The 18,906-nt window shown below is 38.5% G+C and carries 22 protein-coding genes and 2 tRNA genes; 13 read left to right on the top strand and 11 right to left on the bottom strand.

Going from position 1 to position 18,906, the window contains the following annotated elements; all coding sequences use genetic code 11:
* Positions 1 to 2: 2 nt before the first annotated feature.
* The 6 genes from IPP32_01540 to IPP32_01515 all read left to right on the top strand — a co-directional run bounded on the left by IPP32_01540 (position 3) and on the right by IPP32_01515 (position 4,598).
* Positions 3 to 983 carry an electron transfer flavoprotein subunit alpha/FixB family protein gene (locus IPP32_01540; GenBank protein ID MBL0046769.1) on the top strand — a complete coding sequence of 327 codons (981 nt, stop codon included), beginning with the start codon at positions 3 to 5 and terminating at the stop codon, positions 981 to 983.
* 56 nt (positions 984 to 1,039) lie between these two features.
* The gene (locus IPP32_01535) at positions 1,040 to 1,639 is read left to right on the top strand and encodes a bifunctional nuclease family protein (protein MBL0046768.1); all 600 of its coding nucleotides are present in this window, start codon (positions 1,040 to 1,042) and stop codon (positions 1,637 to 1,639) included.
* A gap of 14 nt (positions 1,640 to 1,653) precedes the next feature.
* Complete coding sequence (locus tag IPP32_01530) at positions 1,654 to 2,889, top strand: NupC/NupG family nucleoside CNT transporter (protein ID MBL0046767.1); 1,236 nt, start codon at positions 1,654 to 1,656, stop codon at positions 2,887 to 2,889.
* Between the two features lie 19 nt (positions 2,890 to 2,908).
* A complete protein-coding gene (locus IPP32_01525; GenBank protein ID MBL0046766.1) occupies positions 2,909 to 3,106 on the top strand; it encodes a hypothetical protein in 198 nt (65 codons plus the stop codon).
* Positions 3,107 to 3,275: 169 nt separating this feature from the next.
* Entirely contained in the window at positions 3,276 to 4,070 is a 795-nt protein-coding gene (locus IPP32_01520; protein ID MBL0046765.1) for a thymidylate synthase, read from the top strand.
* An 18-nt stretch (positions 4,071 to 4,088) separates the two neighbouring features.
* Entirely contained in the window at positions 4,089 to 4,598 is a 510-nt protein-coding gene (locus IPP32_01515; protein ID MBL0046764.1) for a dihydrofolate reductase, read from the top strand.
* A 15-nt stretch (positions 4,599 to 4,613) separates the two neighbouring features.
* Here the strand turns inward: IPP32_01515 and IPP32_01510 are convergent, their stop codons facing one another.
* From IPP32_01510 to IPP32_01490, 5 genes are read right to left on the bottom strand one after another with little or no spacing between them, the layout of a single operon-like run.
* Complete coding sequence (locus tag IPP32_01510; GenBank protein MBL0046763.1) at positions 4,614 to 4,865, bottom strand: hypothetical protein; 252 nt, start codon at positions 4,863 to 4,865, stop codon at positions 4,614 to 4,616.
* Position 4,866: 1 nt separating this feature from the next.
* A complete protein-coding gene (locus IPP32_01505; GenBank protein ID MBL0046762.1) occupies positions 4,867 to 6,012 on the bottom strand; it encodes a redoxin domain-containing protein in 1,146 nt (381 codons plus the stop codon).
* Positions 6,009 to 6,473, bottom strand: a complete 465-nt coding sequence (gene coaD, locus IPP32_01500; protein ID MBL0046761.1) for a pantetheine-phosphate adenylyltransferase — start codon at positions 6,471 to 6,473, stop codon at positions 6,009 to 6,011. The genes IPP32_01505 and coaD overlap by 4 nt, the downstream gene beginning before the upstream one ends.
* Positions 6,470 to 7,027 carry an RsmD family RNA methyltransferase gene (locus IPP32_01495; protein ID MBL0046760.1) on the bottom strand — a complete coding sequence of 186 codons (558 nt, stop codon included), beginning with the start codon at positions 7,025 to 7,027 and terminating at the stop codon, positions 6,470 to 6,472. The genes coaD and IPP32_01495 overlap by 4 nt, the downstream gene beginning before the upstream one ends.
* Positions 7,018 to 7,893: a DUF3822 family protein gene (locus IPP32_01490; GenBank protein ID MBL0046759.1), complete on the bottom strand. Its 876-nt coding sequence runs from the start codon at positions 7,891 to 7,893 to the stop codon at positions 7,018 to 7,020. Before IPP32_01490 ends, IPP32_01495 begins: the two co-directional genes overlap by 10 nt.
* 93 nt (positions 7,894 to 7,986) lie before the next feature.
* Between IPP32_01490 and IPP32_01485 the strand changes: the two genes are divergently transcribed.
* Positions 7,987 to 9,228 carry an ABC transporter permease gene (locus IPP32_01485; GenBank protein MBL0046758.1) on the top strand — a complete coding sequence of 414 codons (1,242 nt, stop codon included), beginning with the start codon at positions 7,987 to 7,989 and terminating at the stop codon, positions 9,226 to 9,228.
* Between the two features lie 188 nt (positions 9,229 to 9,416).
* Here IPP32_01485 and IPP32_01480 read toward each other — a convergent pair whose 3' ends face one another.
* Entirely contained in the window at positions 9,417 to 9,800 is a 384-nt protein-coding gene (locus tag IPP32_01480) for a DUF3127 domain-containing protein (protein MBL0046757.1), read from the bottom strand.
* Positions 9,801 to 9,942: 142 nt separating this feature from the next.
* A complete protein-coding gene (locus IPP32_01475; GenBank protein ID MBL0046756.1) occupies positions 9,943 to 10,830 on the bottom strand; it encodes a flavin reductase family protein in 888 nt (295 codons plus the stop codon).
* A gap of 181 nt (positions 10,831 to 11,011) precedes the next feature.
* Between IPP32_01475 and IPP32_01470 the strand changes: the two genes are divergently transcribed.
* A tRNA-Leu gene (locus IPP32_01470) sits at positions 11,012 to 11,093 on the top strand.
* Positions 11,094 to 11,464: 371 nt separating this feature from the next.
* The gene (locus IPP32_01465) at positions 11,465 to 13,627 is read left to right on the top strand and encodes a T9SS type A sorting domain-containing protein (GenBank protein ID MBL0046755.1); all 2,163 of its coding nucleotides are present in this window, start codon (positions 11,465 to 11,467) and stop codon (positions 13,625 to 13,627) included.
* Positions 13,628 to 14,037: 410 nt separating this feature from the next.
* Here IPP32_01465 and IPP32_01460 read toward each other — a convergent pair whose 3' ends face one another.
* Positions 14,038 to 14,337: a HigA family addiction module antidote protein gene (locus IPP32_01460; protein MBL0046754.1), complete on the bottom strand. Its 300-nt coding sequence runs from the start codon at positions 14,335 to 14,337 to the stop codon at positions 14,038 to 14,040.
* Positions 14,338 to 14,349: 12 nt separating this feature from the next.
* Complete coding sequence (locus tag IPP32_01455; GenBank protein ID MBL0046753.1) at positions 14,350 to 14,631, bottom strand: type II toxin-antitoxin system RelE/ParE family toxin; 282 nt, start codon at positions 14,629 to 14,631, stop codon at positions 14,350 to 14,352.
* A gap of 314 nt (positions 14,632 to 14,945) precedes the next feature.
* Between IPP32_01455 and xseA the strand changes: the two genes are divergently transcribed.
* From xseA to IPP32_01440, 3 genes are all read left to right on the top strand, one after another.
* Positions 14,946 to 16,280, top strand: a complete 1,335-nt coding sequence (xseA, locus tag IPP32_01450) for an exodeoxyribonuclease VII large subunit (GenBank protein ID MBL0046752.1) — start codon at positions 14,946 to 14,948, stop codon at positions 16,278 to 16,280.
* Positions 16,277 to 16,480 (top strand): exodeoxyribonuclease VII small subunit, encoded by a 204-nt coding sequence (gene xseB, locus IPP32_01445; GenBank protein ID MBL0046751.1) that lies wholly within the window; start codon positions 16,277 to 16,279, stop codon positions 16,478 to 16,480. Before xseA ends, xseB begins: the two co-directional genes overlap by 4 nt.
* Positions 16,481 to 17,041: 561 nt before the next feature.
* Positions 17,042 to 17,197 (top strand): hypothetical protein, encoded by a 156-nt coding sequence (locus IPP32_01440; protein MBL0046750.1) that lies wholly within the window; start codon positions 17,042 to 17,044, stop codon positions 17,195 to 17,197.
* A 33-nt stretch (positions 17,198 to 17,230) separates the two neighbouring features.
* On the opposite strand, the gene IPP32_01435 is transcribed toward IPP32_01440, so the two are convergent.
* Together IPP32_01435 and era are read right to left on the bottom strand one after the other, a co-directional pair.
* Positions 17,231 to 17,794 carry a MarC family protein gene (locus IPP32_01435; protein ID MBL0046749.1) on the bottom strand — a complete coding sequence of 188 codons (564 nt, stop codon included), beginning with the start codon at positions 17,792 to 17,794 and terminating at the stop codon, positions 17,231 to 17,233.
* A gap of 8 nt (positions 17,795 to 17,802) precedes the next feature.
* Positions 17,803 to 18,684 carry a GTPase Era gene (gene era, locus IPP32_01430; GenBank protein ID MBL0046748.1) on the bottom strand — a complete coding sequence of 294 codons (882 nt, stop codon included), beginning with the start codon at positions 18,682 to 18,684 and terminating at the stop codon, positions 17,803 to 17,805.
* 116 nt (positions 18,685 to 18,800) lie between these two features.
* On the opposite strand from era, the gene IPP32_01425 reads away from it, so the two are divergent.
* Positions 18,801 to 18,873: transfer RNA gene (locus tag IPP32_01425), tRNA-Met, on the top strand.
* The last annotated feature ends 33 nt before the right edge of the window (positions 18,874 to 18,906 follow it).

Genomic DNA, 18,906 nt, shown 5'->3' with positions numbered 1-18,906 from the left:
ATATGTCAGTACTCGTAATCGCTGAGATTTCAAAAGGAAAGGTAAAAAAGGCTTCATTGGAAGCAAGTAATTATGCAGCCAAGATTGCAGCTCAGTTGAATACCGGTGTGACTGCTGTTTTTGTTGGTAATGCAGAAGATTCACTATTGGCTGAATTAGGTAAGGCAGGAGCCACCAAAGTGCTCCAAATTAAAAACGACAAGTTGGCCAATTACGATTCGCAATTGATGACGATGGCATTGGAGCAAGCCGCCGCCGCCGAACAAGCGGATGTTATTGTGTTTTCTCACGACTTTACTTCGAAAGCAATTGCACCCCGATTGGCTGCTCGCTTGAAAGGCGGATTTGTTCCCGCTGCAGTGGATTATCCGCAAATTGATGGGGCAAATTTTTCGGTTAAAAAAAATGTATTTTCAGGAAAGGCTGTTGCCGAATATGTGATACATGCTACTAAAAAAGTAATTGCCTTACTACCCAATTCTTTCCCGGTTGTTTTGGGTGAGGGAACAGCTGAGGTTGTTGATTTTGCAGTTAACCTGGATGGTGTTGAGTCGAGAATAAAGGTGAAAGAAGTTAAGAAAGAAAGCAATGAACTCTCTCTTCCTGAAGCAGAGTTAGTAGTTTCGGCAGGCCGTGGAATGAAAGGACCGGAGAATTGGGGAATTGTAGAAGACCTTGCAAAAGCATTAGGTGCTGCAACTGCCTGTTCGCGTCCGGTAAGTGATATCGGTTGGCGCCCACACCACGAACACGTAGGACAAACCGGAATTGCCATTCGACCTAATTTGTACATTGCTATAGGTATTTCAGGAGCCATACAGCATTTGGCAGGGGTGAATGGAAGCAAAACAATTGTAGTAATTAACAAGGATCCTGAAGCGCCCTTCTTTAAAGCTGCAGATTATGGCATTATTGGCGATGCATTTGAGGTTGTGCCAAAGTTAACAGCAGCAATTAAGCAATTCAAAGCAAATCAACATTAATACTAAAATTTCAGTGAAGCGGGTAACCGCTTTTTCTGTTTTTGCAAAAGAAAAATATGCGAAAAATTAAACTCGAAATTTTAAGTTTATCCTATAGCCAAACTCACTCGAGTTCCTTTACTTTAGTGTTGATTGAACCCAAAAAAAATAAAAAACTACCTATAATTATTGGCAGCGCCGAAGCACAATCCATTGCCATGCAGTTGGAAAAAATGGTTTCACCTCGCCCATTAAGCCACGATATCATTAAGTCGTTTGCTGATAAATTTGCAATTAGCGTTACCGAGATAATTATTTATAATTTAATTGAAGGGGTTTTCTTTTCAAAAATTATTTGCAATAATGGTGGACAAGAAGAGGAAATTGACTCTCGCACCTCAGATGCAGTTGCAATTGCATTGCGCTTTAATTGCCCCATATATACCTACGATTTTATTTTAAGCACTGCCGGCATTCTGTTGGAAGACGATGTGTTGGAAGATTTACAAAAGGATGAATCTGCAGAAGAAAGCATCGAGTCAAAAGATCCTCAAACAGAATATGCATCCTATACTTCAGATGAGCTAAAGCATCAATTAAGTAAAGCCATTGAAGAAGAAGATTACGAACGCGCTACCCATTTGCGCGATGAAATAGCAAAACGTAAAAACACCTAACCAATCAAACATATATGGAAAGATTTACAGGCTTACTAGGAGTAGTATTGATTTTCGGAATCGCTTTTTTGTTTTCAAATAATCGAAAAGCAATAAATTATCGTTTGGTAATTAGTGGTATCTCACTTCAAATCGTGATTGCTATCTTAATTTTGAAAATACCCCCGGTAACGCGCTTTTTCCAAACCTTAGGAAAGGGAATGCAAAAAATTGAACAGTTTGCTAAGGAAGGCGCCAATTTTGTGTATGGCGGAATTGGCACCATTGGCTTTGATGGAAGTGTAAATAATTATGCCACTCCACACACCTTTGTTTTTGCCTTTAACATTACCGCTACCATTATTTTAGTGTGTGTATTGGTTGCCATTTTTTATTATGCCGGTATTATGCAGCGCATTGTTTCGGTAATCGCAAAAGCCATGAATTTTATTATGCGTGTGAGTGGCGCCGAAGCGCTAAGCAATGTAGCAAGTGCATTTGTGGGGCAGGTAGAAGCACAAGTTATGATTCGACCATATTTATCTAGCATGACTAAGAGCGAATTATTGGCCAGCATGAGTGGAAGCTTAGCTTGTATTGCAGGCGGAATTTTAATTGTGTATGCGGCCATGGGAGCTAAAGCGGAGTATTTAATTGCTGCAAGTTTAATGGCTGCTCCCGGCGCATTGGTTATCTCCAAAATTGTGTATCCCGAAACCGAAGAGTCCCAAACCATGGGCAATGTGAAACTGGAAGTGAAAAGCGAATACAGCAATTTAATTGATGCCATCAGTCACGGTGCTGCCGAAGGATTTAAAATTTCAATGAATGTTATTGCCATGCTGATTGGATTTATTGCTTTAATTGCGATGGTAAACTGGATGCTCGGACACATTTATACTGGATTAACATTGGATTTTATTTTCGGAAAACTGTTTTATCCCTTAGCCTGGTGCATGGGAATTCCTGCAAGCGATGTGAGCAATGCCGCTACCTTATTAGGACAAAAAATCACGGTTAACGAATTTGTTGCTTTTAAAAATTTAACCAGTCAGGCTGTACCAATATTAACCGAGAAGGGAACACTCATTATCAGTATTGCAATTTGTGGTTTTGCAAACTTCAGTAGTGTGGGAATGCAAATTGGCGGAATTGGAGCTTTGGCACCGGAACGTAGAGCTGATTTGGCAAAGCTTGGTATGAGAGCGCTGCTTTGTGGTACCCTTGCATCTTATTTATCGGCTACTATTGCCGGTATTTTGATGGGATAATTTTTCATTACCTTTCACAATGTATCGTTTAGACAGAAACAGTTTTAAAATACAATCCTTTAGGGAAGCTGACAACACTAAGGAATATTGGCTAAAAAAAACACCGGCGCAGCGTTGGGCAGCTGGCTGGTATTTATCGGCATCTGCTTTTAATATAGATTACAAAAATCCTCCTCCGCTCGATAAAACGCTATTTTCAATGCGAAAGAATGGCTGAAATATAGCATAAGTAAAGGATAATTTACAGGAAATAGCTTGAATAAGGTTTTTCTGCAAATCAAGTTTTTAATCCAAAGTTTTTTTGTGAATAAAATCCCCACAAATAAATCCCATTATTTAGGGTTTAAACACCTCGCATAACTATTTTTGTACAACAATATTTCTCAATGAAACAATACCACGATTTAATGCGCTATGTGCTCGATAATGGAGCAAGCAAAACCGATCGAACCGGAACCGGAACCATCAGTGTATTTGGCTATCAGATGCGTTATGATTTACAACAAGGCTTTCCTTTACTTACTACCAAAAAGCTCCATTTAAAATCAATTCTTCATGAGTTACTTTGGTTTTTGAAAGGGGATACCAATATCAACTACCTGAAAGAGAATGGCGTTAAAATTTGGGACGAATGGGCTGATGCCAATGGGAATTTAGGTCCTGTTTATGGCTCTCAATGGCGCAGCTGGCCTACTGCTGATGGCAAGCACATCGATCAAATTAGTCAAGTCATTCAGCAATTAAAAAATACACCCGATAGCCGCCGCATGATTGTGAGTGCATGGAATGTAGGCGAAATCGAACACATGAAATTGCCCCCCTGCCATGCCTTTTTTCAGTTTTATGTAGCCGATGGAAAACTCAGTTGCCAACTGTATCAGCGCAGTGCTGATATTTTTTTAGGCGTACCTTTTAACATTGCTTCTTATGCTATTTTATCACAAATGATTGCGCAAGTGTGCAACTTACAACTGGGCGATTTTATTCATACTTTGGGTGATGCGCACCTTTATTCCAATCATATTGAGCAAGCTAAACTACAGTTGAGCCGTGAATTTCGTGCATTGCCCACACTCAAAATAAATCCGGAGGTAAAAGATATTTTTGATTTTAAGTTCGAAGATTTTTCACTCGAAAATTACGATCCGCATCCTCATATTAAGGCAGCTGTTGCCGTATAATAATCTGATTTTGAGTGTATGAATCAAACACGTATTTCCATAATTGTTGCAGCATCCGAAAACAATGTAATTGGAAAGAACAACGATTTAATTTGGCATTTACCGGCCGATATGAAGTATTTTAAAGATACAACAATCGGGCATTGCGTTATTATGGGTCGAAAAAATTACGATTCTATTCCCTTAAAATTTCGCCCGCTTAAAAACCGAACAAATATTATTATCACCCGTCAAAGCGATTTTAAAGCCGAAGGATGTGTGGTCGTAAATTCAATTGAAGCAGCCATTCAGAAGGGAAGAGCGTTAAACGATACGGAGCTATTTATTATTGGTGGTGCGCAAATTTATGCCCAAAGTTTACATTTAGCTGATCGTATTTACCTTACCCGTGTGCACCACAAATTTGAAGGGGATGCTTATTTCCCTGCATTAGATTTAGCGCAATATAAATTGATAAGCAGCCGCGATACCCCGCCGGATGTGAAGAATGAATATGCACTCAGCTATTTAGTGTACGATAAAATTTAAATCCGAGCAGGTTTTTTAGCGCCCTTTTTTCATCAGGTCCTGAAAAACCTGTTCGATATTATCACTTGGTTTTTTGGCCGGTGAAAACAGCAAATCACCATCCCTATCAATCAAATAATAGCTTGGAATTGCCTTTAGATTGTAAAGTTCACGAATAGTTTCGTCGGCACCTGCAAACAAAAATACAGTAGTTAAGTTTTTGTTTTTATCGAGATAGGACTTCATGCTGTTAATATTTTTATCGATAGAGATGCTTACAAAAACAATGTCATTGCCGTATTTTTCTTTTAATGATTTGCTTTAATTTCATTTCCTGCAAGCAAGGTAAGCACCAAGTAGCCCAAAAATCAAGATAAACGTATTTTCCTTTAAAATCAGCAAGTTTCACAAGTTTTTTTGAAACATCAGGCAATTCAAATGCGGGAGCCTTGCTTCCTACCACCATTTTTGTGAGGATGGAAATTGTGTTGTGCGCAATTTTTTTGTTGTCGATCCCTTTTCCATTTCGCTCAATAAAAGATAAGAGCGATAACACATTTTGTTTATTGATTTTGGGTTGGTAATAAAACTCATTCAAGCCTTTCAGTAAAAGCAATTCGCGCAGCGTGTCGTTTTTAAAGAGGGTATCAGCCCTCAAAATATCCGCCATTACAGCGCTGTAATTTCGCTTGGTGGAAATATTATTTTCTATACCAGTTCCTTTACTCGTGCCAGCCAATTGTTCCAGGTGTTTCGTAAAGGTTTGATTAAAAAACTGCATAAATTCTAAACTGCGATATTCAATCGTACTAGAAAAATAGGAGTTAAAAATATACCGTTCATTGTATCCACCGGCTGCTTCCAGTGTGGCTAATTTGTATTTGATGTAATTTTTAAAATAGGTGTTGGTGGAAAATGCAAATCGTTTTTGCATGGTCAACTTAAATTTCTCTGCTTCTTTTTTAATGGCTTTTCGTGCCAGTAGTGCCAAGTTTTTTTGATAAAAATTGTCTAAGTAATTTTCAAATTTGTAAATCAGTGTATTTAATTCAAGCGAGTCGGCACTGTTTATTTTTATGGGGACATAGGCTTCTACGCCAACGGTAGCCACTTCTTGAGCAGCTGCCTTAGGAATGGAAACAAAATAATTTTTACCCGGTTCCACATAAAAGCTACTGCGCGAAGTTTCGGTTTTTAAAAACACAAACTGGGTAAAACTAAGGGGTAAGAATAACTTGAAATTTCCGGCAGAATCAATTTCTGTTTTAGCAACGAGGGTTTCTTTTAAGCTAAGAAAATCATCATATACAAACACCCGCAATGTTTGATTTGCATAGCTTTTAGCCTTTCCGGTAAGGAGCGATTTTTGGGCAAATACGAAGTATGGAACTAAGAATGCAATAAAAAATAAAAGCCTTCTGTAATTCGAAATCATTTTTTGAGTTTCACATTTTTAGGCAAAAACTGTGCAGCATTTCCTTTGTAACGCAATACATCTCGCACTACAGTGGAGCTAATGGCTGATAATTCAGGTGCTGTTAAAATGAAAACAGTTTCGATGTCAGGATCTAACGATGAATTCATTTGCGCAATGTTCGTTTCATATTCAAAGTCTGCATTGCTGCGCAAGCCCCTGAGTATAAAATTTGCGTTCATCTTTTTGCAAAATTCGATGGTAAGTCCTTCGTAACTTTCGATGCGTATGTTTTTATGCGCTTTAAAGGTATCTGATACCATTTTTTTGCGTTGCTCCAAGTCAAAAAAGCTTTGCTTATTGGTATTTGTTCCAATGGCCACAATAATCTCATCAAAGAGCTTTAAACCTCTTTTTACAATTGCTTCATGCCCTTTGGTAATGGGGTCGAAGGAACCAGGAAATAAGGCTATTTTTTTCATGCCGCTGGAGATTCTTTTAATTCAAAAATACTAAAATTCACATTCCCATAGCTGCGCTTTTCTACAAAATACGGAAGCTTGCTCAAGTTTGTTTTCACACCGTGCTCAATGATTAATATACCGCCGGTTTGAAGCAATTGTTTTTCAAAAACCATTTTATGAATCTTGTCGATTTGTGGCAACTCATAAGGGGGATCAGCAAATATCAAATCGAATTTAATTTTACAAATTTTTAAAAATAAAAACACATCGTTGCGCACCACCTTGCAATTGCTAAAATTAAAAGCAGCTATGGTTTTTTTTATAAATTCATAGCACTTAAAATCCACTTCTACGCAAGTTAGCGACTTTGCTCCGCGCGATGCAAATTCATAGCTGATGTTGCCGGTTCCACAAAATAAATCAAGAATATCCAATTCATCGTAATCTTTATCCAGCCGCGACTGCAAAATATTAAACAAACCTTCTTTGGCAAAATCGGTGGTAGGTCGAGTGGGTAAATTGTTGGGAGCAATAATGCTCCGGCCTTTATGGGTTCCGCTAATTATACGCAAAGTGCTTGGCTAAAAAGATTAAAATAAAAATGGGAGGGTGTGTTATCAAAAACGTAACTGTAACTAAAAGCATCGGGGCGTTTACCAAATTTAATATGACGCACATATTTTGTGAGAATGCTGAATATGGCCGAATGTTTTTCAACTTCACCTAGTAATTGTAATTCAATCACTTCGGGATTAATTTTTAATTGTTCGCACACAAACAGCAAGTAATATAAAAAATCTTCAGAGGTTTGATAGCTGAATATGTTGGCAAAAATTAATTTTTTTTCTTCAATAACAATCAACTCAAAGTGCCCTTGTTGCAAATGAATTATTACATTCTTACCGCTCACATTTTTAAATGATGAACTGAGTATCTCCAGCAATGGACTAAGCACATGAAAAAGTTTAGCTCCAGGAAATAATTCAAGTAAAGCAATCACCAAGTTTTTGTCGAGCGCATACACACATTGGGTATCGAAACTCTTTATATTATCAGTTAAAATGCTTTCTGTCTCCAGCAAAGGAGTATTAAACGCTAAGTATTTATCGGTTAAATCCGCTTCATACAAGGCAATTGGAATAAGGGTAAATTTTGGCGTAAAGAAGCTAATCGATATGGATTTAAAGTGCTTGGTTTGATAACTGCTTTGATAGATTATGCTTTTAATTTCTGCAAGTAAGTGTTCTCCTGCCAGGCTTTTTTGGAAACTGTAATTTTCAAAAAGCAGGTATTTGTTCCGCTCCCAATCGAGCACTGCAAAGCACAGCCCTGTTGGCGAAATCTCCAAGGCCAAGTGATACTGCGAAACCGCTTGTGCATCAAAAGATTCGTCTTTTAAAGCGCTTATTGGTTTATAGTTTTGTGCTGAAGTTTCCATATTCGATTCTTTGCAAAACTACAATTTTATAATTGTTACCTGAATCCTCATTTAGGCATTTTACATGCAAGCGAATTTAGTAGCTTTGTACGCATGCAGCCATTCTTGAGAGAAAATATACTAATTTCCTTGAATTCTATCCGCAGTCAACTGCTGCGAACAGTGCTCACTGTGTTAATTATTGCCATTGGTATTACTGCTTTGGTAGGAATTCTTACCGCTATCGATGCTATCAAGCAAAGCATAAATGAAGATTTTACGGTGATGGGTGCGAACACATTTTCAATTCGTAACCGTGAGTCCTCGCTGCATATAGGCATGGGTGGTAAAAAACCAAAGCGCTATCGCATTATTACTTATGCTGAGGCTATGCGTTTCAAATCCTTGTTTCGCTTTCCTTCCATCACATCTGTATCTTGTTTTGCATCACCTACAGCAACTTTAAAATATGAATCTCAAAAAACCAATCCCAATATTGCTGTGTTTGGTTCGGATGAGAATTACCTCACTACTTCAGGTTTTGAAATTGAAAAGGGGCGTAATTTTTCGGAAGACGAGGTAAAATCGAGCGCGCATGTGGTTATCTTGGGAAGTAACAATGCCTCTAAATTATTTAAATCAAAAACCGACCCCATCAATAAAATTATTTCGGTGGGCAGCAACAAGTATAAGGTGGTGGGGGTGATGAAAGAGAAAGGTTCGAGCATGCGTTTTTCGAACGATAAGATTGCGATAATTCCTATTGGAAGTGCGCGTCAATACTACATCAGGCCGGATATGTCGTTTGTGATAAATGTGCTCTCCACCAATCCGCAAGCCATGGAAGTGGCAGTAGGGGAGGCAACTGGTTTATTTCGCAACATACGTAAGGTGCATTTGGGCGATGAATCGAATTTTGAAATTCAAAAAAGCGATGGTTTAGCCACCAAATTAATTGAGAACATCAGCTATGTTACAGTAGCCGCAACAGTAATTGGCTTTATTACTTTGTTAGGTGCTGCCATTGGTTTAATGAACATTATGTTGGTTTCAGTAACAGAAAGAACACGCGAAATTGGGATTCGGAAATCCATGGGTGCCACAAAATCGATTATTAAAAACCAATTTTTAATTGAAGCAATTGTGATTTGTCAGATGGGCGGACTCTTAGGAATAATCTTAGGAATTGGCATCGGCAATTTGATGTCCTTGGTGATAGGCTCCGGATTTATTGTGCCTTGGCTGTGGATATTGACCGGTATTGTGATTTGCTTTATTGTAGGTTTAATAGCAGGACTTTATCCGGCCATAAAAGCCTCCAACCTCGACCCGATAGAAGCTTTGCGCTTTGAATAAAAAAGGGGAAATTCATTTCTTTTATACAAAGTCAAGTCTATGTTAACTATGTTCCTATGTGTTTCAAAAAAAAATCTCATAAAAAACACATAGTCACATAGTCACATAGTGCAATCCTATCTGAATCTATGTTAACTATGTTCCTATGTGTTTAAAATTAGACACGCTATTTGCGTAGAGCTTAATCTTTAAAAAGGTAAATCGTCTTCTTCAGTAGGTGCCGGAACAGGTTCAGGCATTTGTGTGGAGGAATGCGAAGGAGCAGCTTGTTGTGGAGCAGCTGCAGGAGCAGCACCAACTGCTTCAATTTTCCAAGCTTCTAGGGAATTAAAATACTTGGTTTCGTTTTGCGGACTCACCCATTCGCGGCCACGCAAATTAAAAAATACTTTTATCTCAGACCCTTCTTTAAATGGCTCCAGCAAAGCACAACGATCTTGCGTAAGTTGAAAACTAATGTACTGTGGATATTGAGTACTGTTCTCCGTAAGAACGAAATCGCGTTTTTTAAATTTGTCGGAAACCTGCTGGTCGTTTCCTTTCATTTTGAGTGTTCCTGTGATGTTAAACATGCTACTTGTTTTTAAATTAATAGTGAATAAAAGTTAAGTTCTTTACCTGTTTTCTAAGTCAATCCAAATCAAAAAAATCAAAAAATCATCCCATCCAAAACATCAACTTATCGGCTAATCTGCTAATCAACGAATCAATAAATCAAATAAGCAATATTTTCCAAGCCTCCGCCACATTTCCTTCATCCAGTAAATGCTTAGCGATGATGTGCTGGTTGGCTGCAAAATAATCCATTTGAATGTTTAAGTGACTCAACAAATGCGCAAATTGTTCGGAATTTTTATATGCATCCACTTCCTCCGCAGAAGGCATTTTTTCGCAATTGCCCAATTGGCCTAGGTTGTTACCCGTAAGCACTTTGCTGTGGCGAATTGTTGCCGGTATTTGATCTACGCCAATGCCAATGGTAGTGAGCGGTTTTGCCACTTCAAACAAGGCATCGCCCGAAGCGCGGCAATACAAATCCCCGCCAAGGCGTGCTACCAAATCAATTTTATTTTGGTCGATGGTACCCTTTTCGTTGAGCACCGATTCATCGATATGCATCAACACAATACGGCATATCACCAAGTTTCCGGCACCTCCTTGATCACCCAATTCCACTACTTCCTCCACCACACATTCCATTTGCACCGGTGATTCTTTTACCCGAAACGGTTTAACAATTTGAGAAGCTATAGGAGTAAATCCGGCCTTTGTAAATTCATTAATTCCTTTTGGATATTCCGTGCTGGCAAGGGAAGCTTGTTGCACCATATCGTAGTTTACAACATTAATAACTACTTCCTTTACTTCCTTCACATTTTCGTAAGTATGTTTGGTAGTATTATCACGTCCTCTTCGTGCCGGCGAAAAAATGGCGATGGGTGGATTCGCACTGAACACATTAAAAAAACTAAAGGGACTTAAATTCGGATTTCCGGCTGCATCAATTGTACTTGCAAAGCAGATGGGACGCGGCGCAACGGCTGATAAAAGAAAGTTGTGAATGCGAGGAACCGAGACTTCCAGCGGGTTGATTGTAAGCATAAGATATTTTGTGTAAAAGTAGCAATAATTTTTGGAGGAGGAGGGTGAATTATGGATGAATTGTGAGCAATTTTGCGGTGTTTTATTTTGATTAAAGGCCGAATAAATTTCTAAGGACAAGCCGAAAAATAGGACTATTATGAAAATTAAATTACATTTGCACCTCCAATTTACAAAAGCTGCGGATGTGGCGTAATTGGCAGCCGCGCCAGACTTAGGATCTGGTGCCGTGAGGCGTGGGGGTTCGAGTCCCTTCATCCGCACAAAAAAAATCCCCAAACAGTTGATTTTACTGGATTGGGGATTTTTTATTTTGCCAATTTCCCCACATTGTAAGAAATTATTATCCCGTAACTCGTCCGCGTTTGCAACGCGGATGCATTGAAGTATGCGTTTGTAACGCATAACTACTTAATATCTTACAATTTCCGTCTACCCATTAACAATCAAGTAATCTCGTGTAAAACTAATAATATAAACCTCAGCATACTGCACAATCATTGCCTCTGTATTGTTTTCATGAACATAATTAGTTAAATTCTAAATCAGCGTGCAAAAAACCTATTTAGCGATTATGCTTTTTTTTGATAAGAAATATATCTTTACAACATTAACCCTTAAACACCAATTAATTATGAAACAAAAATTACTCTTAGCATTTTTTATTGTCTTAGTACGTAGCAACTTATTTGCCTGTAGCACCGGAACATTATATTCTGCAACTATATATTCCGGGCCAGGAATCGGAGGTCCCTTAATTGTTACAAATGGAACTTCAACGTGTATCCATTCCGATCAGCTTTTTAAGATGTACTCAAGTGGGGGCGTTTTTTATCAGGTGAATTCTACCATAGCAACTGATTATATTACAGTAACCGATGACAATGGTTTTTCAATCGCAGATGGAACACAGCCACTAATTTTTCAAACTAATACACTTACAACGGTTAGAATTTATATCCACTCAAGCAATCAGTGTCTTTACGACAATATTTGTAGAGGCATATCTGTTTCAAGACCGGCCGTTGTGCCGAGTTTAAATACCTACCCAAGTGTAACTCAAATTACTGCTACTACTGCCACCAGTGGCGGATTAATCACCAACAATGGTTCTGCCACACCATCGCAATTTGGGGTATGCTATTCCATTACCCCTAATCCTACACTTAGCAATTTTGCTACTTTGGGTACCAGCACCGGTTCAGGGTATTTTACTTCTAATATGACTGGACTTAGTCCCAATACAACCTATTACCTAAAAGCATTTGCAACTAGTACTGCAGGCACAGGTTATGGTTCTCAGGTTGTATTTACAACGCCACCTGTGGGTTGTTATGGTAGTACTCAAAGCCCTGCATCTACGGTGTATAGTTCAAGTACTGCGGGGCAAACCACTATTATTGGAGCTTGTCAATATGCTGGAACCTACGCAAAAGTTGATTTTTATCCCGGGAATTATACCCTTACTTCCAGTATTGCTGCCGACTTTTTTACACTAACCGATTTGAACAATGTGGTCATTACAAAAGGAGTGCAACCCTTGAATTTCTCTATCACAAATGGCGCTGTGCTGCGCGTGCACCTGTTAAAAGATTCAGTTTGTGGAACCCAGAATACATGCAGGTATGTTTCCTTTACCCGAAATACAGCTACATCATCACCGGGATTAATAACAACTTCGGTTTCAGCCATTACTTTTTCATCAGCAACAGCAGGCGGCTACATTAGCAATGCCGGTGCATCAGCTGTTAGTGCAAGAGGGCTGTGTTATTCCACCAGTCCTAATCCAACTACTGCCGGTTCTACCATTGCTTCTGGTTCAGGTGTTGGTGCCTTTTCAGTTAGTTTAGCAGGACTCAATGGTGCAACAAAGTATTACATCCGAGCTTATGCAACTAATTCGGTTGGCACCAATTATGGGCAAGAAGTGTCTTTTACCACAGCAACAGCAGTTTTGGCTACTGTATCAACGGCAGCGGTTACAGCGATAACGGATACTACCGCTCATTCCGGTGGCAGTGCTATGGCTGCCGGTTCTTCACCCGTTACAGCAAAGGGGGTATGTTATGCCACCACTAGTAATCCAACAATCGCCAATTCGGTTATTACCTCTGGTACAGGATTAGGAGCGTTTACGAGCACATTAACAGGCTTATTACCCGGAACTACCTATCATGTGCGCGCTTTCGCAACTTCTGCAGTCGGCACAGCTTATGGCATTGATCGTGTTTTTACAACTACTGCACCTATTTTGGCATCCATAACAACAGCAACTGTAACTTCTATTACCGATGTAACGGCGACTAGTGGAGGAGAAGTAACCAGTATAGGAGGTTCAGCGGTGAGTTCTCGGGGCATTTGTTTTGCATTAACGCCCAATCCAACCCTAGCCAATAGCATTGTTTCAGGCGGAAGTGGTGCTGGAACTTTTACCAGTAATTTAATTGGTTTATTGCCGAGCACTACTTATTACGTTAGAGCCTATGCAACAAACAACACCGGAACCGCTTATGGCAATGAAGTAGTGTTTACCACCAATGCTCCAAATGCGATAACAGAATTAAATGAGCAACTGATTTATTCCTGCTTTCCCAATCCATTCAATGAAGCGTTAATTATTCAGTTAAAACCCGGAACAAAGGCTTTAAAAATGAACATCCTAAATACATTAGGAGAAAGTGTTTATTCCGAAGTTTTAAATCGGGAACAAAATGTTGTGAATTTGCAAGCGCTGCCTAAAGGCATTTATTTTATTGCTGTGGAAGGGCAAGCAGGAAGAAAGCTGTATAAAAACTGAAGCTAAAACTTGAAGTTTTAACAATGCTATTGTTACGATTGATGCGTTCATTATAATTCTTAAAATCCGCTTTTGGGTTAAGAAGAATAGCTTGAGCAAAAGAACGATTCTTTCAAGTGATTTGTTTTTGAGAAATGCGTTTGAATTTTTTAGCCACTAAGATCACAATGAAATACGCTAAGATCACGAAGGCAAAAATTTAATTTAAAAGAGCGTGTAAATTGTTTTCGGCTTAACGCTGTATTTTATTTTGAGCTTTCGCAATGTGGTCGGTCAGCCGAAAATAGTACAATAAAGAAAAAAATCCTTACCGAAATTTATATTGCAATATTTTATTCCAGAAACTTTCTTCGAACTTCAAAGCTTATTTACCTTCATTCCTCCTCAAATAAGAATGCGCAAAGCCGCTGTTATGCGGCGTTGCGAGTGCACAGCTTTATCGCGTTTAGTTCTGCCTTCTTCTGATCTTTTTCTTCTTCAATGTCAAAATCGTCTTGAAGTCCAAGCCAGAATTTTGCAGAATTTCCAAAATATTTAGAAAGTCTAAGCGCTGTGTCCGCAGTAATTCTTCTGTTTCCTTTTATGATTGCAGAAACGCGAGTCTGTGGAATTCCGATGTCTAAGGAGAGTCTATAAGCGCTAATTTCAAGAGGCATTAAAAACTCTTCTTTAAGAATTTCTCCAGGGTGAATGTTTTTTAGCTTTTTCATTTCATTTGTCATTTAGTGATAATCAATAATTTCTACTTCGTCAGCGTTACCATTATTCCATTTAAAAATTATTCGCCATTGATTATTAATACGGATAGAGTAGAAGTCTTTATAATTTCCTTTTAGCTTTTCAAGTCTGTTGGAAGGAGGTATTAGCAAATCGTTAAGGTCTTGAGAATTGTTAAGCATTCTTAGTTTACGTCTAGCAATTTCTTGAATCTCTGTCGACAATCTTTTCACTCGTTCACCTTCCCAAATTTTCTTTGAGTCTTTGTCTCCAAAAGTAATAATCATGCGCTCTTTTATATACTTACGTCAAAAGTAAGTAAAGTTCAAATGAAAGCCAAATTTCAGGAAAGGAATTCAATCGGTATACGAAATTAGAACAAAGCTGTATAATGTCAGGATTGCAGCTAAGATGGTATTCCATTAAGCAAATAGGCTAACTTTTTTTTGTGTTTAATTAAAATTAATTCCTTCATCGACTGCAATATAGTCGCGCTATTGATTGCAATACAATCATTGGATTGTAAGAATCACTGCAAATTTGTACTATTGTTATCGGCTTATCTTTGAGTCTTAAGTACACTTGTTTTTCTAAAAGTAGCTTGCCTGAAAAAATAAACGATAAAAAGATTTACTCCCTTTTGGAGGTGAGCCAAAGCATACAAAAAACGCTTAAGGAGCGCTATACCTCTGCCTTTTGGGTAAAGGCCGAAATGAATAAACTGAATTTTTACAAACAATCGGGTCACTGTTACCCGGAGTTGGTGGAGAAGCAGGATGGAAAAGTGATTGCACAAGTTAAAGCCATTTTGTGGCGAGACGATTTTCAGCATGCCAACAACAATTTTTTAGCTGTTTTGAAGGAACCTTTAAAAGATGGAATAAAAATTTTGTTCCTCGCAAAAATCACCTTCGATCCGGCACATGGATTGTCTCTATTGATTAGTGACATTGATCCCAGTTTCACATTGGGCGACCTGGAGCGGGAAAAACAAGAAACCATTCTTAAATTAAAAGAAGAAGGAATTTACAATTTAAATAAATCGCTTCCGCTTCCATTGCTCCCACAGCGTATTGCAATTATTTCGGTGGAGAGTAGTAAGGGTTATGCAGATTTTATGCGGGTAATCGAAAACAATGAATGGAATTACAAATTCTTTCATTTACTCTTTCCTTCCCTTTTGCAGGGAGATAAAGCAGTAGCCGGCATTATTGCTCAATTAAAAAGAATTAAAAAGGTGAAAGCACATTTTGATGTGGTAGCTATAATACGTGGTGGAGGCGGAGATGTTGGGCTTTCCTGTTACAACAGCTATGCACTCGCCAAAGAAATTGCCTTATTTCCATTGCCTGTCCTTACCGGGATTGGTCATGCTACAAATGAAACGGTAAGTGAACTCATATCGCATGCAAATGCAATCACTCCAACCAAGTTGGCCGACTACCTGCTCCAAAAATTTCATAATTTTTCGGTGCCGGTGAAGGATGCGGAACGCAAGATTAGCGATAAATCAATGCGTTTGCTGCGCGAATCGAAAACAAAATTTCAATCCGAAATAAAGCTCTTTCGCTCACGCTGCGAGAATGTGCTGAGCACCAACCGCAGCGAAATAAAGAGCGTTTCCCGAACCGTATTAAAATCAGTGCAAACTATTTTTCAAAATGAAAAGGAGAGTATCCTCGTGCAGCAAGTTGAGTTAACCCGAAATAAAAATACCTTCTATATCAATAAAAATAAGGAGCTCAGTCACCTCGAAAAAAATGTGTCGATTTTACATCCAAGTAATGTGTTAAAAAGAGGGTATAGCATAACTTTGTTAAACGGAAAAGCCATCACAAAGAGCACACAAGTAAAGGCGGGTGATGAAATCAGCACACAACTTTTAAAAGGAATTATAAAAAGTACCGTGAACCCAGACAACAAGAAAAAATCATGAGCGAAAAAATAAATTACAGCGAAGCCTTTCAGGAGCTTCAGAGAATTGTTAGCGAAATGGAAGAAGGAGAAATTTCGGTTGATGAACTTTCCGAAAAAGTGAAACGTGCTGCATTGCTTATAAAAATATGTAAAAGCAAACTCAGCAGCACCGAAGAGGATGTAAATAAGATTCTTAAGGAATTGGAAAGTGGCGATTGAATAAGGATTAAGGATTTGGGATTTTGGAAGCTTTTAGGGCGGCTTAAATGGAACGCAGATTTGTTAAGACGATTATGATAAAATATGATTTTGGAAGTGTCCTATTTAAAAGCAAGTAAGAACCTTCGTTAAAGGTATATCATCACGCTATTAGCGCATCGCTTAGCTAACAAGGATAAGAACAGGAAATAACGCTTATGGTGGCGCGTAACTCATGCTTATTTGAAAGAAGCAAAACGGCTTATTCATAAATAAGGCCTTGACCCCTCAATCAAATAGATTCAAAATTCCTTTAATAACTTGCACACTGGCCATTACCATTGATTTTACAAAATACGATCCCGCCAGCAAGGTTACGGTGAGTCCGGTAAGAAATAAGTAGTCGTTCATAGGTTTAATATTTTTTACAAAAATGAAAACCCACTACGCCAAGTTGTGTCGCTGTATTAAAATTGTTTGCTTTTCATGAAAAAATCTTTTCTACTGGAACAATCCTTAATTGTTTCTTACCAGTTTGGTAATACTGCACATGTATGTTTGCGGCAAATAAATTAGTGTGAAATGAAAAATCAAGCATCGCTCCATTATTTTTCGGAGCATCAACAAAAAATTTACACCTTAAAAAAGGTACAAAAGGAGAAAAAAAGCATTAGCTGGAGAAATTACGTGAAAGTAATTGGTAAAATTTTACTTGGTAAGTTTAAGCCTTTACGCTGATTCAGTTGCCTTAATTGGTGTAGGTTAGATACCTTACATCCCAGCATTGGTGCGAAATAACTTTACTGCAATAGCCAACAAAATTACGCCAAACACTTTTCGCACAATATTAATACCACCCGGGCCCAGCATACGCTCCAGGTATTTGGTGTTTTTTAATACCAAGTACACAAAAATCATATTAAGGCAAATGGCAACAATTATGTTGCTATCGTGATATTGCGCTTTTAGCGATAACAAGGTAGTCATAGTTCCAGCGCCCGCAATTAACGGAAAGGCAATAGGCACAATAGATGCAGTGGCCGGCACGCTATCCTTATAGAGTGTAATGCCTAAAATCATTTCGATGGCAATAAAAAAGAGTACAAATGAACCTGCAATGGCAAAAGAGCTTACATCTAAGCCAATTAACCCTAGAATTTGCTCGCCCACAAAAAGAAAAACAAGCATTATTGCTAAAGATGCCAACGAGGCTTTTTCTGCTTGAATAAATCCAATTTTGCTCCGTAAATCAATCAATACAGGAATAGAGCCAATGACATCTATCACGGCAAACAATATCATACTTACGGTAAGAATCTCTTTGTAATCAAACATGGTGTGTATTATAAATTATAACCGAATCGCTTAAGCTGTGAATCGCTGTCGCGCCAGTCTTTGTTCACTTTTACGTGCAATTCTAAAAAGACTTTTTTCTGAAAAAAATCTTCCAAGTCGTGGCGGGCTTCTGTTCCAACTTTTTTAAGTGCTTTTCCCTGATGACCTATAATAATCCCTTTTTGCGATTCGCGGGCAACCATAATTTCTGAACGAATTTTTAAAATGGTAGGCTCATCTTTAAATTCATCCACCACAACCTCCACCGAATAGGGAATTTCTTTCGAATAAAATTTCAAAATCTTTTCGCGAATAATTTCCGAAACAAAGAATTTTTCGGGCTTATCGGTAAATTGATCTTTTTCGTAATAAGCCGGCGATTCAGGCAATAAGGCAAGTATTCGATCGAAAAGATAATTCACATTAAACTTACGAAGCGCCGACATGGGAATAATTTCGGCCTTGGGGATTTCATTTTTCCAATAAGCAGTTTTTTCCTCCAATTTTTCTTGTGTGCTCAAATCCACTTTGTTTATAACCAACATAACAGGAACTGTAGCTTGTTTGATTTTCTCTAAGGTTGCCGCATCTATTTTGGTATCTTCGAATATATCGGTCACAAACAAAATAATATCTGCATCAGATAAAGCACTGCTCACAAATTTCATCATGCTTTCGTGCAATTTGTAATTTGGAGCGAGCACACCCGGGGTATCGGAATACACAATTTGAAAGTCGTCGCCACTCACAATTCCCATAATTCGGTGCCGAGTAGTTTGTGCCTTAGAGGTAATAATCGATATTTTTTCACCTACAAGCGCATTCATCAAGGTGGACTTACCCACATTGGGACAGCCAATTATGTTTACAAAACCGGATTTATGTGCCAATTGTTTTTTTATTTTGATTACAAAGAAACAAAATATATATTTGCACTCCCAAAATTTAAGCACAAAGCGCGCTAAAGTCGAGGGATAAAATTTAAAACCAGTTCTTAAAGATATATTGCGGGGTGGAGCAGTTGGTAGCTCGTTGGGCTCATAACCCAAAGGTCGTCCGTTCGAGTCGGGCCCCCGCTACTATTAAAAGCCGCTTTTATAGCGGCTTTTTTT

The sequence above is a fragment of the Bacteroidota bacterium genome, from assembly GCA_016721765.1.
Classification (GTDB): Bacteria; Bacteroidota; Bacteroidia; order UBA4408; family UBA4408; genus UBA4408.
Note: the sequence above shows the minus strand (reverse complement) of the source record. Positions and strands in the feature narration are given on the sequence as shown.

Excerpts from the sequence above, each read along its gene's own strand:
- IPP32_01540 (MBL0046769.1), top strand. The coding sequence starts at position 3 with ATGTCAGTACTCGTAATCGCTGAGATTTCAAAAGGAAAGGTAAAAAAG.
- IPP32_01535 (MBL0046768.1), top strand. The coding sequence starts at position 1,040 with ATGCGAAAAATTAAACTCGAAATTTTAAGTTTATCCTATAGCCAAACT.
- IPP32_01530 (MBL0046767.1), top strand. The coding sequence starts at position 1,654 with ATGGAAAGATTTACAGGCTTACTAGGAGTAGTATTGATTTTCGGAATC.
- IPP32_01525 (MBL0046766.1), top strand. The coding sequence starts at position 2,909 with ATGTATCGTTTAGACAGAAACAGTTTTAAAATACAATCCTTTAGGGAA.
- IPP32_01520 (MBL0046765.1), top strand. The coding sequence starts at position 3,276 with ATGAAACAATACCACGATTTAATGCGCTATGTGCTCGATAATGGAGCA.
- IPP32_01515 (MBL0046764.1), top strand. The coding sequence starts at position 4,089 with ATGAATCAAACACGTATTTCCATAATTGTTGCAGCATCCGAAAACAAT.
- IPP32_01505 (MBL0046762.1), bottom strand. The coding sequence starts at position 6,012 with ATGATTTCGAATTACAGAAGGCTTTTATTTTTTATTGCATTCTTAGTT.
- coaD (MBL0046761.1), bottom strand. The coding sequence starts at position 6,473 with ATGAAAAAAATAGCCTTATTTCCTGGTTCCTTCGACCCCATTACCAAA.
- IPP32_01490 (MBL0046759.1), bottom strand. The coding sequence starts at position 7,893 with ATGGAAACTTCAGCACAAAACTATAAACCAATAAGCGCTTTAAAAGAC.
- IPP32_01485 (MBL0046758.1), top strand. The coding sequence starts at position 7,987 with ATGCAGCCATTCTTGAGAGAAAATATACTAATTTCCTTGAATTCTATC.
- IPP32_01480 (MBL0046757.1), bottom strand. The coding sequence starts at position 9,800 with ATGTTTAACATCACAGGAACACTCAAAATGAAAGGAAACGACCAGCAG.
- IPP32_01475 (MBL0046756.1), bottom strand. The coding sequence starts at position 10,830 with ATGCTTACAATCAACCCGCTGGAAGTCTCGGTTCCTCGCATTCACAAC.
- IPP32_01465 (MBL0046755.1), top strand. The coding sequence starts at position 11,465 with ATGAAACAAAAATTACTCTTAGCATTTTTTATTGTCTTAGTACGTAGC.
- IPP32_01460 (MBL0046754.1), bottom strand. The coding sequence starts at position 14,337 with ATGAAAAAGCTAAAAAACATTCACCCTGGAGAAATTCTTAAAGAAGAG.
- IPP32_01455 (MBL0046753.1), bottom strand. The coding sequence starts at position 14,631 with ATGATTATTACTTTTGGAGACAAAGACTCAAAGAAAATTTGGGAAGGT.
- xseB (MBL0046751.1), top strand. The coding sequence starts at position 16,277 with ATGAGCGAAAAAATAAATTACAGCGAAGCCTTTCAGGAGCTTCAGAGA.
- IPP32_01440 (MBL0046750.1), top strand. The coding sequence starts at position 17,042 with ATGAAAAATCAAGCATCGCTCCATTATTTTTCGGAGCATCAACAAAAA.
- IPP32_01435 (MBL0046749.1), bottom strand. The coding sequence starts at position 17,794 with ATGTTTGATTACAAAGAGATTCTTACCGTAAGTATGATATTGTTTGCC.